General features: G+C 68.2%; 17 protein-coding genes and 4 tRNA genes. 16 read left to right on the top strand and 5 right to left on the bottom strand.

The genetic code is table 11. The annotated features are described in order from the left end of the window. Window positions 1-32: 32 nt before the first annotated feature. On the bottom strand, window positions 33-644 hold the full coding sequence (locus tag AC5Y3P_RS17745; RefSeq protein ID WP_500047243.1) for a hypothetical protein: 612 nt from the start codon (window positions 642-644) through the stop codon (window positions 33-35). 118 nt (window positions 645-762) lie between these two features. Here AC5Y3P_RS17745 and AC5Y3P_RS17750 point away from each other — a divergent pair, with 118 nt between their 5' ends. The 4 genes from AC5Y3P_RS17750 to AC5Y3P_RS17765 all read left to right on the top strand — a co-directional run bounded on the left by AC5Y3P_RS17750 (window position 763) and on the right by AC5Y3P_RS17765 (window position 2,808). After that, the gene (locus AC5Y3P_RS17750) at window positions 763-1,434 is read left to right on the top strand and encodes a phosphodiesterase (protein ID WP_500047244.1); all 672 of its coding nucleotides are present in this window, start codon (window positions 763-765) and stop codon (window positions 1,432-1,434) included. Window positions 1,435-1,524: 90 nt separating this feature from the next. Next, complete coding sequence (gene mymT, locus AC5Y3P_RS17755) at window positions 1,525-1,674, top strand: copper-binding metallothionein MymT (RefSeq protein WP_500047245.1); 150 nt, start codon at window positions 1,525-1,527, stop codon at window positions 1,672-1,674. Between the two features lie 87 nt (window positions 1,675-1,761). Next, window positions 1,762-2,208, top strand: coding sequence for a flavin reductase family protein (locus tag AC5Y3P_RS17760; protein WP_500047334.1), 447 nt, complete (start codon window positions 1,762-1,764; stop codon window positions 2,206-2,208). Between the two features lie 60 nt (window positions 2,209-2,268). Beyond that, the gene (locus AC5Y3P_RS17765) at window positions 2,269-2,808 is read left to right on the top strand and encodes a cysteine hydrolase family protein (RefSeq protein WP_500047246.1); all 540 of its coding nucleotides are present in this window, start codon (window positions 2,269-2,271) and stop codon (window positions 2,806-2,808) included. Here the strand turns inward: AC5Y3P_RS17765 and AC5Y3P_RS17770 are convergent. Both AC5Y3P_RS17770 and AC5Y3P_RS17775 read right to left on the bottom strand, forming a co-directional pair. Next, window positions 2,805-5,171 carry a Tex family protein gene (locus tag AC5Y3P_RS17770; RefSeq protein ID WP_500047247.1) on the bottom strand — a complete coding sequence of 789 codons (2,367 nt, stop codon included), beginning with the start codon at window positions 5,169-5,171 and terminating at the stop codon, window positions 2,805-2,807. The genes AC5Y3P_RS17765 and AC5Y3P_RS17770 overlap by 4 nt on opposite strands. Window positions 5,172-5,279: 108 nt before the next feature. Then, window positions 5,280-5,351, bottom strand: a tRNA-Val gene (locus tag AC5Y3P_RS17775). 126 nt (window positions 5,352-5,477) lie between these two features. On the opposite strand from AC5Y3P_RS17775, the gene AC5Y3P_RS17780 reads away from it, so the two are divergent. From AC5Y3P_RS17780 to AC5Y3P_RS17815, 8 genes are all read left to right on the top strand, one after another. Next, the gene (locus AC5Y3P_RS17780; RefSeq protein WP_500047248.1) at window positions 5,478-5,894 is read left to right on the top strand and encodes a DUF6636 domain-containing protein; all 417 of its coding nucleotides are present in this window, start codon (window positions 5,478-5,480) and stop codon (window positions 5,892-5,894) included. A 97-nt stretch (window positions 5,895-5,991) separates the two neighbouring features. Continuing rightward, window positions 5,992-6,064: transfer RNA gene (locus AC5Y3P_RS17785), tRNA-Gly, on the top strand. Window positions 6,065-6,089: 25 nt separating this feature from the next. Then, window positions 6,090-6,163 (top strand) — tRNA-Cys (locus AC5Y3P_RS17790). Between the two features lie 11 nt (window positions 6,164-6,174). Further along, window positions 6,175-6,249, top strand: a tRNA-Val gene (locus AC5Y3P_RS17795). Between the two features lie 408 nt (window positions 6,250-6,657). After that, entirely contained in the window at window positions 6,658-7,911 is a 1,254-nt protein-coding gene (locus AC5Y3P_RS17800) for a cytochrome P450 (protein WP_500047249.1), read from the top strand. Then, window positions 7,904-8,524, top strand: coding sequence for a TetR/AcrR family transcriptional regulator (locus tag AC5Y3P_RS17805; protein WP_500047250.1), 621 nt, complete (start codon window positions 7,904-7,906; stop codon window positions 8,522-8,524). The genes AC5Y3P_RS17800 and AC5Y3P_RS17805 overlap by 8 nt, the downstream gene beginning before the upstream one ends. A gap of 129 nt (window positions 8,525-8,653) precedes the next feature. Next, window positions 8,654-9,088, top strand: a complete 435-nt coding sequence (locus AC5Y3P_RS17810; protein ID WP_500047251.1) for a hypothetical protein — start codon at window positions 8,654-8,656, stop codon at window positions 9,086-9,088. 372 nt (window positions 9,089-9,460) lie between these two features. Next, the gene (locus tag AC5Y3P_RS17815; RefSeq protein ID WP_500047252.1) at window positions 9,461-10,138 is read left to right on the top strand and encodes a peptidoglycan endopeptidase; all 678 of its coding nucleotides are present in this window, start codon (window positions 9,461-9,463) and stop codon (window positions 10,136-10,138) included. A gap of 6 nt (window positions 10,139-10,144) precedes the next feature. Here AC5Y3P_RS17815 and AC5Y3P_RS17820 read toward each other — a convergent pair whose 3' ends face one another. Beyond that, window positions 10,145-10,819, bottom strand: coding sequence for a CATRA system-associated protein (locus AC5Y3P_RS17820; RefSeq protein WP_500047253.1), 675 nt, complete (start codon window positions 10,817-10,819; stop codon window positions 10,145-10,147). Between the two features lie 101 nt (window positions 10,820-10,920). Between AC5Y3P_RS17820 and AC5Y3P_RS17825 the strand changes: the two genes are divergently transcribed. Both AC5Y3P_RS17825 and AC5Y3P_RS17830 read left to right on the top strand, forming a co-directional pair. Then, window positions 10,921-11,427, top strand: coding sequence for a hypothetical protein (locus tag AC5Y3P_RS17825; protein WP_500047254.1), 507 nt, complete (start codon window positions 10,921-10,923; stop codon window positions 11,425-11,427). Window position 11,428: 1 nt separating this feature from the next. After that, complete coding sequence (locus tag AC5Y3P_RS17830) at window positions 11,429-11,971, top strand: GNAT family N-acetyltransferase (protein ID WP_500047255.1); 543 nt, start codon at window positions 11,429-11,431, stop codon at window positions 11,969-11,971. Window positions 11,972-11,985: 14 nt separating this feature from the next. Here AC5Y3P_RS17830 and zapE read toward each other — a convergent pair whose 3' ends face one another. Beyond that, a complete protein-coding gene (gene zapE / locus AC5Y3P_RS17835; protein WP_500047256.1) occupies window positions 11,986-13,011 on the bottom strand; it encodes a cell division protein ZapE in 1,026 nt (341 codons plus the stop codon). Window positions 13,012-13,046: 35 nt separating this feature from the next. Between zapE and AC5Y3P_RS17840 the strand changes: the two genes are divergently transcribed. Both AC5Y3P_RS17840 and AC5Y3P_RS17845 read left to right on the top strand, forming a co-directional pair. After that, entirely contained in the window at window positions 13,047-13,823 is a 777-nt protein-coding gene (locus AC5Y3P_RS17840; protein WP_500047257.1) for a pyrimidine reductase family protein, read from the top strand. Between the two features lie 10 nt (window positions 13,824-13,833). Next, the gene (locus AC5Y3P_RS17845; protein ID WP_500047258.1) at window positions 13,834-15,405 is read left to right on the top strand and encodes an alpha/beta fold hydrolase; all 1,572 of its coding nucleotides are present in this window, start codon (window positions 13,834-13,836) and stop codon (window positions 15,403-15,405) included. The last annotated feature ends 3 nt before the right edge of the window (window positions 15,406-15,408 follow it).

Consider the following 15,408-nt stretch of genomic DNA (forward strand, 5'->3'; position numbering starts at 1 on the left):
TTAGCCGGCTCGGAGCGCACGTCGCACACCGGTCAGGCGCCGTTGCACACCCCGGAATTGCGGATCACGTTGCCGTAGACGTTGGCGGTGGCGATGTTGGCGTTGATCACCCCGGACGGCAGCTTCTGCTTGATCTTGTCGCTGATCTGGGTGAACTGGTACCACAGGTGATAGATCGAGTCGCCGTTGTACAGCGGCGAATATTCGCTCTGGTCGGGATAGTTCACGATGTAGAGGATGTCGGCGCGCGGCTCCAGGAAGGCCGCGGATTGATCGAGGTTGGCCGCCACCAGATTTCCGGCGGCCTGCACACCCGGCGCAGTCCAGACGTCGTGCTGGTCACCGAGGAAACGCTGGAACCCGAATACCTGATCCATCAGCGTGCCGTACTGGGCGTTGAACCACTGGCAGGATTCGCGCTGCGCGGTGACCTGTTCCGGGGTGACCCGGGACTGCCACAGGTTGTACGGGAAGACCACGTAGTTGGGCTGCCAATCGGAGGGATAGGGCTGGAACACCGGTAGCGACGGTGCCACCTGATCGTCTGCGTGGACCGGTGCGGCCAGGCCCAGCCCGGCAGCGATGGCCATTCCCGCCAGCACGGCACCCAGCCGCTGGATGCGCGCTCTCCGATTCGAAGCCATCCGCTGATTATCCACAGCAACCGCGGCGGGTAGCCGGGTTCCGCCCGAAACACCGGTTCGGCCTGCGGGCCAGCCCCTGGTGGTTTGACCCGCGGCCGTGCGGGGCACGCATAGCGGCATGGCCAGCACGCACCCCGCCGATCTCCGCTATCTGCCGTTCCAGGCCGGCGCCGCACTGCGCGGCAAACGCCTGTTCCATCCGACCGGTTTGTTGTGCGCAGCCACCATCACCCGGTTGGCGCCCGACGCTGACGGCCTGCCGATCCGCAGCAGCGAAGCCTGTGCCCGACTGTCCAAGGGCATCGGGGCACCGGCCGGCTGGCCGGATCTGGCCGGCCTGGCCTTCAGCCAGCCGATCGAGGGCGGCGGGCGCTGGGACGTGCTGATGGTCTCGGCGGTCGGGCGCTTCCTGGTCCGCCCGGTCACGACGTGGACATCGGCGGACTACTCGACGGTGGCACCGCTGAGCTATCACGGGCAAAACCATTGGTTACGCGCCCGCATCACCGCACCTGATGACCACGGCGGGGACTTGTCGGTGCCGCGACTGCACCAGGCCATCGCCGCTCGGCCCTGGACCATCGCGATCGAACAGGCCCGCGGCAACGGCGACTTCACGCCGCTGGCGCTGTTGCAGTTGGAGCGCCCGATCGAAACCGATGAGCACCATGACATGGCTTTCGATCCCGTCGCGCACACCGCACCGGGCGTGCGCATGCGACCGCACTGGGTCGCCGAGATTCGGCGCGGCGCCTACCACCGCAGCCGACGCGGACGCGGCGCCGAATAGCGCAACCCGCTCCGGCGCACGCGTTCTTGCGAGACCATCGAAGGACAGTCGGCGCACCTCCGGCGTCGACCTGGAGAAGGGAAGACGACGATGGCGAACTATCCCAAGGGAACGCTGCTGAGCTGCGGGCACGAAGGCTGCGGTTGTCGGGTCCGCATCGAAGAGGAATGTCACTGCAGTGGCGCCGGTCAGGCCTACAAGTGCACGTGCGGCGCCGACCTGGTCCCGGTGCAGGAATAGCCGCCGCTGGCTAACGTGGGCCGAGTGACTGAGCACACCGACGGCGCAACGGCGTTCGAGGCGTTCGTCGAGCACCTCGACTATCCGATGTTCATCGTGACCACCGGGGATCACGAGCACCCGGCCGGCTGTCTGGTCGGCTTCGCCACCCAGGCCAGCATCGACCCACCCCGGTTCCTGGTGGCACTGTCGAAGCAGAACCACACCTTCGAGGTGGCCAAGAATTCGACTCACCTTGGGCTGCATGTGTTTTCCCGCGACCACCGCGACCTCGCCGAATTGTTCGGCGGCACCACCGAAGATCACACCGACAAGTTCACCCGGTGCGCCTGGCGCGCCGGACCGGCCGGTGTGCCGGTGCTCGCCGATGCCCGGGCCTGGCTGGTCGGCGAGGTGATCGACCGCTTCGACCTGGGTGATCACGTCGGTCACCTGATCACCCCGATCGCCGGCGAGGACGGCTCGGCCGTGACCGGCGCGGGTTTGGTGACCTTCTCCGACGTCCAGGACATCTCGCCGGGTCACGAGGCCTGACCGCAACCGATTCGGGCAACCGCTGATAGTGAGCCGCCGAATCGGGTATCAACCCAAGCTATGGCGCACACCACCGTCTTGGTCATCGACATGTTCAACGCCTATCAGCACCCCGATGCCGATAGCTTGATCCCGCACGTCGAGAAGATCGTCGAACCGCTGGCCGCATTGGTCGCCACGGCCCGTCGGCGCGACGACGTCGACCTGATCTACGTCAACGACAACTACGGTGACTTCACCGCCGCACCGGACGATTTGGTGCAGGCCGCTCTGGCCGGCCGTCGCCCGGATCTGGTGGCGCCGATCGCACCCGAACCCGGCGACCAGTTCCTCACCAAGGTCCGGCACAGCGCGTTCTTCGCCACTCCCTTGGACTATCTGCTGGGCGAGCTGGAGGTTGAGCGGGTGATCCTGACCGGGCAGGTCACCGAGCAGTGCGTGCTCTACAGCGCGCTGGATGCCTACATTCGGCAGTACTCGGTGACCGTGCCGCGCGACGCAGTGGCCCACATCGACCCCGAACTGGGGGCTGCTGCGCTGCAGATGATGCAGCGCAACATGGACGCCGACCTGGTCGACGCCGCCGACTGCCTCGGCTAACGACCGAACCCGGCGTTGCGCAGCGCGTCGGCCATCGACCCGCTGGGCTCGCTGGTGTCACGGCGCCCAGAGCCCTTGCCGCGGGCCTGATTTCGACCGTCACGGCGGGGTTGGTTGCCGCCGTCGCGGCGCGGTGGCCGGGCGTCGCGCTTACCCTGGCCACGCTCGGGGCTGTCGTTGAGCCGCAAGCTCAAGCCGATGCGCTGCCGGTCGACGTCGACGTCGATCACCTTGACCCGGACCACCTGTCCGGACTTGACCACCTCGTGCGGATCGGAGACGAACCGGTCGGCCATCGCCGACACGTGCACCAGACCGTCCTGGTGCACGCCGACGTCGACGAACGCCCCGAACGCCGCGACGTTGGTGACCACGCCTTCGAGCACCATGCCGACCTTCAGGTCGGCGATCTTCTCGACGCCGTCGGCGAACGTGGCGGTGCTGAACGCCGGTCGCGGGTCCCGGCCGGGCTTCTCCAACTCGGCCAGGATGTCGGTGACGGTGGGGATGCCGAAGCGTTCGTCGGCGAACTCGCCGGGATCGAGACGGCGCAGCGACCGCTCGTTGCCGATCAACTCCGCCAGCGTGACCCCGGAGCGATCCAGGATGCGTCGCACCACCGGATAGGCCTCCGGATGCACCCCGGAAGCGTCCAGCGGGTCCGCGCCGTCGCGGATCCGCAAGAAGCCCGCGCACTGCTCGAATGCCTTGGGCCCCAGCCGGGGAACCTGCAGCAGATCGCGTCGGCTGCGGAATGCACCGCCCTGTTCACGGTGCGCCACGATGGACGACGCCAACGATTCGGTGATCCCGGAGACCCGGGCCAGCAGCGGCACCGAGGCGGTGTTGAGGTCGACGCCGACGGCGTTCACCGCGTCCTCGACCACCGCGTCGAGGCTACGAGCCAACGCACTCGGGGTGACGTCGTGCTGATACTGCCCCACCCCGATCGACTTCGGATCGATCTTGACCAGCTCGGCCAGCGGGTCCTGCAGCCGACGCGCGATCGACACCGCACCGCGCAGTGTGACGTCGAGTTCGGGTAGCTCCTGGGCGGCGTATGCCGATGCCGAGTACACCGACGCGCCGGCCTCGCTGACCATCGCCTTGACCGGAGCCTTGGCTCCGGCCGCCCGGATGTCGGCGATGAGTTCGGCGGCCAGGGCGTCGGTTTCGCGCGATGCGGTGCCGTTGCCGACCGCGATCAGTTCGACACCGTGCCGGGCCACCAGCGCCGCCAGCGTCGCCTTGGCCTGATCCCAGTGCTTCTGCGGTTGGTGCGGAAAGATCGCGCAGGTGTCGACCACCTTGCCGGTGCCGTCGACGACGGCGACCTTGACCCCGGTCCGATAGCCGGGGTCCAGCCCCAGGGTGGGCCGGGTGCCGGCCGGGGCGGCCAGCAGCAGGTCCTTGAGGTTGGTGGCGAACACCGCGACGGCGTCCTGTTCGGCGCGTTGCCGCAACCGGATGCGCGCGTCCACGGCGGCCGAGATCATCAGTTTGGCGCGCCAGGCCAACCGGACCGTGGTGGATAGCCACGGGGTGGCCGGCGCCGCCGAGGACAGGTCCACGCCCAGCGTCGAGGCGATCATCGACTGGTAGAGCTCATCGTCGCCACCGTCGAAGGTCAGCGCCAGGGCCTCTTCCTTTTCGCCGCGCAGCACCGCCAGCACCCGGTGCGACGGCATCTTCTCCAGCGGTTCGCTGAACTCGAAGTAGTCACGGAACTTCTGTGCGGCAGGGCTTTTCGCGGCGTCCTCGGACCAGGGCGCGGTGCGCAACGCACCGTCAGACCAGAACTTCTCCCGGATGGCGCCCACCAGCCCGGCGTCCTCGGAGACCCGCTCGATCAGGATCTGGCGCGCCCCGTCGAGTGCCGCCGCGACATCGACGACGTCGTCGTTGAGGAACTCGGCGGCCAGCTGTTCGGGGTCCAGACCGGGGTCGGCCAGCAGCCGGTCGGCCAGCGGCTCGAGGCCGGCTTCCCGAGCGATCTGAGCCTTGGTGCGCCGCTTGGGCTTGTAGGGCAGGTAGATGTCCTCGACCCGGGCCTTGGTGTCGGCGGCCAGCAGCGCAGCGCGCAACTCGTCGGTGAGCTTGCCCTGCTCCTCGATGGAAGCCAGCACCGCGGCCCGGCGCTGGTCGAGTTCACGCAGATAACCCAGGCGTTCCTCCAAGGTGCGCAGCTGGCCGTCGTCGAGGCTGCCGGTGACCTCCTTGCGGTAGCGCGCGATGAACGGCACGGTGGCGCCTTCGTCGAGCAGCGCGACGGCTGCGCCGACCTGTTGCTCACCGACGCCGAGTTCGGCGGCCAGGCGGGTGTTCACGGACTCGAGAGGGGCCACGGGTGCGCTCTGATTCACGTCGCAGGACCCTACAGAATCGGGGCGACAACTCGCGGTGACGGCGCGGCGTGTGTCGACGGCGGGTACGTGGCGAACTACACAGTCGAATGCCGCAGATATGAAGGGTGGTCCCGGCTGGGTTCGAACCAGCGACCTTCCGCGTGTGAGGCGGACGCTCTCCCACTGAGCTACGAGACCGTCATGTCCACCGATCGCAGCGCGAGGTGAACGACGCAGAACACTAGCACGGCTGCCAGTCCGAGCCAGAATCCCGCTTGCGAACTTACGCGTCGGCGTCCCGTGAAGTGGCTATACGCTAGGCGCATGAAACGTCTGGTCATCCTGAGCAGCGGTGTGTTCGGCGTGCTCGGCGCCCTGGCCGGCGCGCCCGCCGCACTCGCCGACGTCGACTTCACCTCACCGAGCGGCAACATCGGTTGCAGCATGTACACCGACTACGTGCGCTGCGACATCCGCGAACGCGATTGGTCACCGCCGCCCCGGCCGGCCGACTGCCCGACGGTCACCGGGTACGGGCAGGGCATCACGCTGCCGGTGGACGGCAGCCCGGAGATCGTCTGCGCCGGTGACACCGTGCTGGGCATGGGCGCCGCGCTGCCGTACGGCGAGACGCACAACGTCGGCGGACTGGCCTGCACCAGCGAACCGGCCGGGGTTATTTGCACCAATCCGTCGGGGTCGGGGTTCGAACTGTCCCGAGAGGGATACTCGCTGTTCTGAGCACGCGTTTGGCCCTGCCGAGCAAGGGATTTGTGTACGCGTGTGTCTGTGGACTATCGTTCTGCTTCGCGACGGGCGACGATCTCGCTCGTGGCACGCGGATGTAGCGCAGTTGGTAGCGCATCACCTTGCCAAGGTGAGGGTCGCGGGTTCGAATCCCGTCATCCGCTCGAAGGTGCAAGGCATCAACCCAGCGGTGGAGTGGCCGAGTGGTGAGGCAACGGCCTGCAAAGCCGTGCACACGGGTTCGATTCCCGTCTCCACCTCCAAAGTTCGTCCGGCGCGATTAGCTCAGCGGGAGAGCGCTTCCCTGACACGGAAGAGGTCACTGGTTCAATCCCAGTATCGCGCACCAGTTTTTCCCTTGCGGTTACGGTTCAATCGGGACCGCGTGAATCAGATGTGAATCGACTCGGTCCAGACCGAGCGGCATCTAGCCATCACCACCGCAGAATCCTCACCGTCTGTCACTCCCCGGACGACGGTCAACGTGTCAGGTATGACCGAGTCGACTGCTGCCGGGTGCGAACGTATGCCGAACCCGTCGGCTTGCGGACTTTAAGCGGCGGCCTGGACGACACCGTCGCAGCCCCGAACCGACACGCAAGACACCCATCAGAATTCCGTATGACCATCCAAACCCCACAGCCGGAGATTTCCTGCATATCCCGGTTTGATCGTTGACCGATCACCATAGTGGTCATACGCTCTTGGCAGATATGTCCACCACGCTCTCCAGGAGCGCTGCGCATGAGAGGTGGCGATGAGCGTGACCGACGCCGTCCCCAACGTCTTCGAAGCCGGACTCCCCACGTTCAGCTACGACTTCGACGCCACTCCGCACGACATCCTCGACGACGTCCGGGCCGCGCAAGCACGTTCGCCGATCGCCATCGGACCGCTCGGCCCGGAGATCCTGTCCTACGAGATGGTGCGCGATATTCTGCGCCACAACGGATTCCGCCTGCCGCCAGGCATCACGCTGGCGTCCCAGGGCATCACTTCGGGTCCGCTGTACGACAAGATGGCGAACAGCCTGCTGGGCCTGGATGGGCCGGCGCATGTCCGGTTGCGCAAACTCGTCGCCAAGGCGTTCACGCCTCGAGCTACGTCGCGGCTTCAAGACACCATCAGCGAGGTGATGAACGGGCTGATCGACCGGGTGGAAGACGCCGGCCGGTGCGACGTCGTGACCGACATCGCGTATTCCTACCCCACCCCGATCATCTGCGCCCTGCTCGGCGCGCCCCGCGCGGATTGGCAACTCTTCGCGGACTGGACCGCGGCGATCTTCAAGGCCCTCAACTTCCAGCCCGATCTCAGCTTCGACGAGTCCGCGATCATGCGTGCGTGGCGCGAACTCGACAGTTACGTCGATGACATGGTCATCGACCGGCGGGACCATCTCAGCGACGATCTGCTCTCCGAACTCATCCGCGCCGAGAGTGACGGGGACCGGCTCGACCTCGCCGAACTCCGCATGCTGGTGGCCGGGTTCTTGATGGCGGGCACCGACACCACGCGAAACCAACTGGCCGCGTCGGTGCAAGTGCTCTGCGAGCATCCGGACCAGTGGGCGCAGCTGCGTGAGCACCCCGAGTTCGCGATGCAGGCCGTGGAGGAGAGCATGCGCCACTCACCGGCTGGCGCCATCGTGCCCCGAGTTGCCGTCGACGACGTCGAGTTCGGTGGCTACCTGTTCCCGGCCGGAACCTTCGTCCTCGCGAACACCTTTGCAGCCAACCGAGATCCAGCGATCTACGCCGACGCCGACCGATTCGACATCACCCGCAGTGACCTCCCCCCGATTCTGACCTTCGGCGGCGGCGCGCACTACTGTCTCGGGGCGAACCTCGCCCGCCGGGAACTCGCCGAAGGACTCACCGTCCTCACCCGCCGCCTCACCAGCGTCCGCCTCGCCGGACCGGCACCATGGAAATCGTTGCTGGGCATGACCGGACCCACCACCTTGCCGATCGAGTTCACCAGCGAACGACTGGTGGCCACGGATGCGTAGTCGAGGTTGGGCGGGTTCCACGCCCGCCACCGACGAGGAAGCCATTTCCCGCATCCTGAGCGCGGTGGACGACGAGGTCGCCGAGCATGGCGCGGCGATCCGTCTCGCCGACGTCGCCCGCCGACTCGGCGTCACACGCCAAACGGTGTACCGCTACTTCCCCAATGCCGACGCGCTGCTCATCGCCAGCGCCATGCGTGCCGTCAACGGATTCATCGACCAGTTGGCAGCACACGCCGCTGGTCTCGACGACCCGGTCACCGCCATCGTCGAATGCGTGTCGTACGGAGTCGAGCGCCTCTCCGGTGATCCACAGTTGGAGAAGCTGCTGACCCAGCGAGCTGGCGGTGAAGCCGTCGTCTCCCTGACATCCGACACCGCGATCACGTTCTGCATAGCGGTGTTTCACCGCCTGGAAGTCGATTGGCGGCTGCACGGGTTCGACACCACCGCCCTGCGTGAACTCGCCGAGATGACTTTGCGCACCGTACAGTCCCTGCTGACCGACAGCGGCCCGCAACCGCGCAGCGGGGCTGCACTACGCAGCTTCGTAGCCCGATGGTTGGGCCCGGCAATCCTCTATCCAAGGTTCCGGTCGCTGGCGCAGATATGACGCGACCGTCGGTTCGTGCCGGCGACGAATCCAGCTGAGTTCTCGTTCATCCCCAGCCCACCCGCAACGGGCACACCCCGGTCGGCCGCACCTGCTTACGCTGCCGCCACGATCTGCAAGGACGCACGGGTGAGGAAGACAGTCATGACGATGCACACCCCGATACTCGCCGTGCTGCTGTCCGGTGCCGGCCTGCTGCTGGCCGCACCGGCCGCCGCCGAGGATTTCACCGGCCGCTACGAGTATTCGGCCACCGATGCCAAGCAGACCCACCATGCGACGTGGGAGGTGACCGCATGCGGCACCGACTGTCGCACCATCACCATCGGGACCACCCACAACCGGGCAGAACTGCACGGCAACAACTGGGTCTGGCAAGCCCGGTTCGCCGATGCATTCCTGTGCAGCGACGGTTCTGTGGTCGAAGGCGAGAAACGTTTCACCATCGACCCGGTCACGCTGCGCGGTCAGGTGCAGTCCCTGCCCGCCCCGGCCTGCGGCGCGGCATCGCTGGGCGTGCCTCCGCTGGACTTCACCTTGACCGCGGCCGACGGAACTACCTGAATTCCGCGCAGGGTGAGCCGAGCCCGACGAGCCGGCCCCGTGCCCGCAGCCGGCCGTCACGGCAGACAACGGATTGCTCACGGACCGGGATCCGATATGCGTCGGGAATGTCTATTTCGGATATCTCCGGGCTGTCGACACCAGAATTGCACCTAACAATCAGCGGCATGAGAGCCCCGCCAGAAAAATCTGACGAAATTGGCAACATCCGCTGTGACCTGCTATTTTCCATTGTCATCGGTGCGCGAAACGTATGGGTTCGACAAACTCGACCGCGCCGGGAAATGTAGCGTGGGCCATATAATGCGATAGCGCGTGATCGAGGCCACAGATTTTGGCGTGCCCGAATTCTTGTTGTTAGCGTTCCGCCGCATGTTCGCTCTCGTAACTTTGATGACGCTGGTCAATCAGGTGTCGGGCACGCCATACGTTCCCGGTGGCGATACGCCCCGCGGCACCGATTGCTCGGGCCTGGCGTCCTGGGTGGCCAACGTCGCCAGCGGCCGTCCCGCCTTCGGTGACCGGTTCCACACCGGCAACCAGGAGCGCGCCCTGCTGGCGCGTGGTTTCAAGTACGGCACCGCGCCGAACGCCGTGGTGATCGGCTGGAACAGCAGCCACACCGCGGTCACCCTGCCCGACGGCACGCCGGTCTCCAGCGGCGAAGGCGGCGGCGTCAAGATCGGTGGCGGCGGCGCCTACCAGCCGCAGTTCACCAAGCACATGTACCTGCCGATGGACCAGGTCGACCCGGCCGCGCTGCCGCCGGCCGAACCCGCCCCGCCGGCCCCGGAGTTCGCCCCGCCCGCCCCTGAGATCGTCCCGGCCGACGCGATGCTGCCTCCGCCGCCGTTCCCGGAACCCGCGCCGGCCCCGGTGGCGGGCACCGTGATGCTCGCCAGCGCCGAACTGCCCCCGCCGCCGCCCGCGGATCCGCTGGCGAACCCCTTCGGCGCACCGCCGGCCCCGCAGGACCCGATCGCCCCCGAGATGATCCCGGCCGACGCCGTGCCGCCACCGCCCGCCCCGGCGGCGCCGGTCGGCATCTGAGCCGACTTACCCCTCGCGGCGGGCCGCCAAGACCTCCACGACGCGCTCAGCCGCCATTGCGACACCCTCAGGTGCGGCTGCGCGCCCCGAGCCCAGGGGCGACGGCGCCCCGTCCGGGCCGGCGTCGCGGCCGGAACGCCGGCGACGCCGCCAGATCATCAGCGCGAACACGCTGATCCCGGCCAGGGCGAGCACACCGAGCAGCACCCCGGTGGCGCCGGGTCCCGTGCCCGCACCGGTCGGCGCATCCGAGGTCGGCGCAGTCACCGCCGGACCGGGTGGGGCCCCATCCACCGAGCCACCCGGATCGCCGGTGGCCAGCACGATCATGATGACCGCCAACAACGCCGCCACCAGCACCCCGGCCCCGACCAGGACGGCCACGATCCAGCGCAGCGGCATCCGGGTGGCGTAATCGGTGCTGCGGTAGGACAGCGGGTTGATCGTGGGCGCGAGGTTCTCGCCGGGCCGGGCGCGCGGCGCGGTGCCGACGGCCGCGGCGCGCAGCTTGCGGAGCTGGGTGCGCAACTCCGCCTCGTCGCCGGCCCACACCGCGTCGTCCATCCGCCGCACGGCCTCACCGACCGGTTCCCAGCGCTCCTCGGGCAGCGTCAGGCGGACCACCGAGGTCAACGCCTGCGACACCTCGTCGATCAGATCGACCGGCAAGTCCTGGGCCACACCGCAGCATGGTAATCGTCAACCCAGTTCCAGCTGGGCTCCGCTGGCCAAGGCACTGGCTTCGCTGTCCGGCACTACCTGAGGTGTGCCATCATTCGATGATGCGCCGACCCGTTGCCGTCCTGCTCACCGCCGTCGCAACGCTGCTCTCCGTGCTGGTCCTCGCGCCGGGGGCAGCGGCAAATCAAGATGCGCCGCTGGGCCGCATCGGCGACACCCTGCGCCTGCAGGACGACGCCACGGGCATCATCGCCGACGTCAGCGTGCTCAGCATCGAGCCGTCCGAGATTCCGCCCGGTTTCGGGTATCCGCCGCGGCCGCCGCGCCAGCAGGTGTGGAAGGCCAAAGTCGCCGTCCAGGTGGTGGCAGCGCCCAATCCGTACGCGATCGCCAAGTCCTGGGTGTTCAACGGCGCCACCATGACCGGTGACGCTTACCAACCCCGCAACACCGACGCTCCCGAGGATCTGCAGAACGGTCTGCACAATGCGCCCGCCGGCGCCACGGTCGGCGGTTTCGTCTACTGGGACTGCTACCGCGACCTGGTCACCCACGTCGTGGTGACCAACCGGAAAGACGGTGTGCGGCTGGCGCAATGGACCGTCTGAGGTGCGCTGCCAGGTAATCGCAGCCACACCCGAGGACCTCGACGAACTGGCAACCGTCGCGACCGCGACCTTCGCACTGGCCTGCCCGCCGGGCACCCGCCCCGAAGACATCGCAGACTTCACCGCCACCGAGTTGTCCGCGGCCCGGTTCGCCGACTACCTGGCCGACCCGGCCCGCTTGGTGTTGACCGCACGCAACCCGGCGAATGGACCAATTGTGGGCTACGCCATGCTGATTCGCGGTGCACCGGCAGACCCGGACGTGCGCCGGGCGGTGCCCAACAGCAACACCGCAGAGTTGTCGAAGTGCTACGTGGTGCCCGAACAGCACGGCGGCGCGGTGGCCTCGGCCCTGATGAACGCGGCGGTGGAGCACGCCCGCAGCTGGGATGCGGATCAGCTGTGGCTCGGTGTCAACCAGCAGAACGAACGCGCGCAGCGGTTCTACCGCAAGCACGGCTTCGTCGTCGCCGGCACCAGAACCTTCCAGCTGGGCAGCCGGCTCGAGCACGACTACGTGATGCTGCGCACGCTCGCCGGCTGAGCGCCCCGGGCTGACTACAGGTCCATACCGGCTGCGGTCAACGCCAGCAGACGCGATGTGGCGCGCAGGTACTTCTTGCGGTACCCCCCGGCGAGCATCTCCTCGCTGAAGATGGTGTCCAGCTTCGCACCCGAGGCCACCACCGGGATACCGGCGTCATAGAGCCGGTCGGTCAGCGACACCAGCCGCAACGCGACGTTTTGATCGTCGAGGCCGTGCACCCCGGTCAAGAACACCGCCCGCACATCTTCGATCAGGGTCAGGTACCGCGACGGGTGCATGGTGGCCAGGTGCGCGCACAGTGCGTCGAAGTCATCCAGGGTGGCCCCGGCGGCGCGCGCGGCCCGCTCACTGATCTGCTCGTCGGTCAGCGGCTCCGGAGCCGGTGGCAGCCCGCGGTGCCGGTAGTCGGGTCCTTCGATGCGCACCGTGGTGAAGATCGCCGACAGGGTGTGGATCTCGCGCATGAAGTCCTGCGCGGCGAACCGGCCCTCGCCGAGCTGCTCGGGCAGCGTGTTGGAGGTCGCGGCGATGGACACCCCGCGCTCGACGAGTTGCGAGAGCATCCGCGACACCAGCGTGGTGTTGCCGGGATCGTCGAGCTCGAACTCGTCGATGCACACCACCACGTAATCGGCCAGCAGTTCGATGCACTCGGTGAAGCCGAACACCCCGGCCAACTGGGTCAGCTCACCGAAGGTCGCGAACGCCGCCGGGCCGGCGCCCGCCGCGGCCAAGGTGTAGTAGGTGGACGCCAACAGGTGGGTCTTGCCCACGCCGAAGCCGCCGTCGAGATAGATCCCGACACCGGGCAGCACTTCGCGCTTGCCGAACAGCTTCTTCTTGCCGTTCCGCCGGTTGACCGCGTCGACGCAGAACTGCCGACATTTTTCGACTGCAGCGGCTTGCGTCGGTTCGGCCGGATCGGGCCGGTAGCTGTCGAAGCTGACGTCGTTGAACGTCGGTGGTGGGACCAGCTGAGCGATCAGGCGTTCCGGCGACACCGTGGGGTGCCGGTCGACGAGATGGGGGGCGGACATGCAGGGAACTGTAGCGACGTGCTGCAATCGTCCCCATGGCCGAACCCGACGCTGGGACGCAGCTCACACTCCTGCACGGCACCGAGCCGGTTGCGCTCACCGAACTCCCCCGGCTGTACGCCTACCCGGCCGAGCTGAGCCGCTGCTGGGTGCGGTCCAACTTCATCAGCACGGTCGACGGCGCCGCCGCCGCCGACGGCAAGACCGGCGCCCTGGGCGGCCCCGGGGACCGCGCGCTGTTCCAACTCATGCGGGAACTGGCCGACGTCATCTTGGTCGGCGCGGGCACCGTGCGGGTGGAGAACTACGGCGGAGCCAAGCTCGGCGCGCCGGCCCGAGTGGCCCGACAGCAGCGCGGGCAAGCCGAGATGCCGCCGATCGCGATCGTCACCCAGGCCGGCAACCTGGACCGGGACATGAAGGTGTTCACCCACACCGAGGTGTCCCCTCTGGTGCTGACCTGCACAAACGCCGTCGACACCACCCGCCGCCGACTCGGCGGCGCGGCCGAGGTACTGAACTGCTCCGGCCCGGACGCCGACGCCGTCGACGTCACCGTGGTGCTCGACGTGTTGGCTGCGCGCGGCCTGCCGCGGGTGCTGACCGAGGGCGGGCCGCAACTGCACGGCAGCCTCATCGAAGCCGGCCGGCTCGATGAGCTGTGCCTCACGCTGGCCCCGATGTTGGCCGGCGGTCAGGCCCCCAGAATCGTCACCGGGCTGGGTCAGGACCTGACCGCGATGCGCCGCGCTCACCTGCTCAGCGACGACGCCGGCTATCTGTACAGCCGCTACGTGCGCGCCGATCGCTAATGTGGGGGCCATGATCCGGCCCGCCCCGACCGCGGCGATCCTCGCTGCGGTGGCTTCCCTGCTGCTCGGTTCGGTGACGGCGTGCGCGCCGGGCCTGGCCCCCGATCCACGGTTTGCCACCGATTCCGGTCACCACTCCGAAAGTGGGCCGATCACCGAGGCCGCGCCGGAAGGGCCGCCGGAGATCGCGGCACCGCAAAGCGAGCTGGCCTGGAGCGAGTGCACTTCGCGGGTGTTCGCCGACGCCGGCCTGCCCGCGCCCGCCGGCGTAACCGTGGAGTGCGCCGACTTCGACGCCGATCTGGATCCGATCGGCGGCGCCGCCGGGAGTCTGACGATCGGCGCCGTGCGCGCCCACTCGGTGGCCACCCCGGCCGACGCCGGCCCACTGGTGTTCACCACCGGCACCGATCTGCCGAGTTCGGTGCAGCTGCCGGTGTGGCTGTCGCGGGCCGGCGCCGACGTGCTGGACACCAACCCGATCGTGGCCGTCGACCGGCGCGGCATGGGCCTGTCGAGTCCGGTGGACTGCCGCGACGTCTACGACCGACAGGAGATGCGCGACCAGACCCAGTTCCAGTCCGGCGACGACCCGGTGGCCAATCTGGGCGCGGTCACGGTGACGGCGACCACCGACTGCACCGACACCATCTCACCGGGTGACTCGGCCTACGACAACGCGCACGCCGCCGAGGACCTGGAGAAGCTGCGCAGCCTGTGGGATGTGCCCACGCTGGCCCTGCTGGGCATCGGCAACGGCGCCCAGGTTGCGTTGGCCTACGCCGGCTCCCACCCCGAGAAGGTCTCCCGGCTGATCTTGGATTCCCCGCTTGCACTCGGGATCGGCGCAGAAGCCGCCGCCGAGCAGCAGGTCCAAGGCCAGCAGGCGGCATTCGATGCATTCGTTGCGCAGTGCGCCGCGGCCAACTGTGCGCTCGGGCCCAACCCCAGGGCCGCCGTCGACGCCCTGTTGGACGCGGCCCGGGCCGGCAACGGACCGGGCGGGGCGTCGGTGTCGACGCTGGCCGAGGCCATCGTCACCGCGCTGGCCTATCCCGAGGGTGACCGCACCGCCAACACGAATCGGCTCGCCGATGCGCTGGCCGCCGCGCGCCGCGGCGACGACGGCCCGGTCACCGGGTTGATCAACGAGGCCCAGGCGCTGCGCGGCACCGACGGGCAATTCATCAACCGGTGCGGTGATGCGCTGAACCGCCCGACCCCGGACCGCGTCCGCGAGCTCGTGGTGTCCTGGGGCAAGCTCTACCCGCAGTTCGGCACCGTGGCCGCGTTGAACATGGTGAAGTGCCTGCACTGGCCCAGCGGCTCGGCCGCCGAGGACCCCAAGGATCTCGGCATCGACGTGCTGCTGCTCGGCGGAGCCAACGACCCGATCGTCGGCTCCGAAGGCGTGGCCGCCACCGCCGCGACCATCATCAACGCGGGCGCGGCCAGCAAACGGGTGATCTGGCAGGGCATCGGGCACGGCGCCAGCGTGTACTCGGACTGCGCGCTCGGGCCGCTGCGCGGCTACCTGGAATCCGGTGAGCTGCCCGGCACCGACACGTTCTGCCCCGCCTGAGCG

The sequence above is a fragment of the Mycobacterium sp. NGS45 genome, assembly GCF_059812645.1.

Coding starts and splice junctions, on each gene's coding strand:
- AC5Y3P_RS17745 (WP_500047243.1), bottom strand. CDS start 644: ATGGCTTCGAATCGGAGAGCGCGCATCCAGCGGCTGGGTGCCGTGCTG.
- AC5Y3P_RS17750 (WP_500047244.1), top strand. CDS start 763: ATGGCCAGCACGCACCCCGCCGATCTCCGCTATCTGCCGTTCCAGGCC.
- mymT (WP_500047245.1), top strand. CDS start 1,525: ATGGCGAACTATCCCAAGGGAACGCTGCTGAGCTGCGGGCACGAAGGC.
- AC5Y3P_RS17760 (WP_500047334.1), top strand. CDS start 1,762: ATGTTCATCGTGACCACCGGGGATCACGAGCACCCGGCCGGCTGTCTG.
- AC5Y3P_RS17765 (WP_500047246.1), top strand. CDS start 2,269: ATGGCGCACACCACCGTCTTGGTCATCGACATGTTCAACGCCTATCAG.
- AC5Y3P_RS17780 (WP_500047248.1), top strand. CDS start 5,478: ATGAAACGTCTGGTCATCCTGAGCAGCGGTGTGTTCGGCGTGCTCGGC.
- AC5Y3P_RS17800 (WP_500047249.1), top strand. CDS start 6,658: ATGAGCGTGACCGACGCCGTCCCCAACGTCTTCGAAGCCGGACTCCCC.
- AC5Y3P_RS17805 (WP_500047250.1), top strand. CDS start 7,904: ATGCGTAGTCGAGGTTGGGCGGGTTCCACGCCCGCCACCGACGAGGAA.
- AC5Y3P_RS17815 (WP_500047252.1), top strand. CDS start 9,461: ATGTTCGCTCTCGTAACTTTGATGACGCTGGTCAATCAGGTGTCGGGC.
- AC5Y3P_RS17825 (WP_500047254.1), top strand. CDS start 10,921: ATGCGCCGACCCGTTGCCGTCCTGCTCACCGCCGTCGCAACGCTGCTC.
- zapE (WP_500047256.1), bottom strand. CDS start 13,011: ATGTCCGCCCCCCATCTCGTCGACCGGCACCCCACGGTGTCGCCGGAA.
- AC5Y3P_RS17840 (WP_500047257.1), top strand. CDS start 13,047: ATGGCCGAACCCGACGCTGGGACGCAGCTCACACTCCTGCACGGCACC.
- AC5Y3P_RS17845 (WP_500047258.1), top strand. CDS start 13,834: ATGATCCGGCCCGCCCCGACCGCGGCGATCCTCGCTGCGGTGGCTTCC.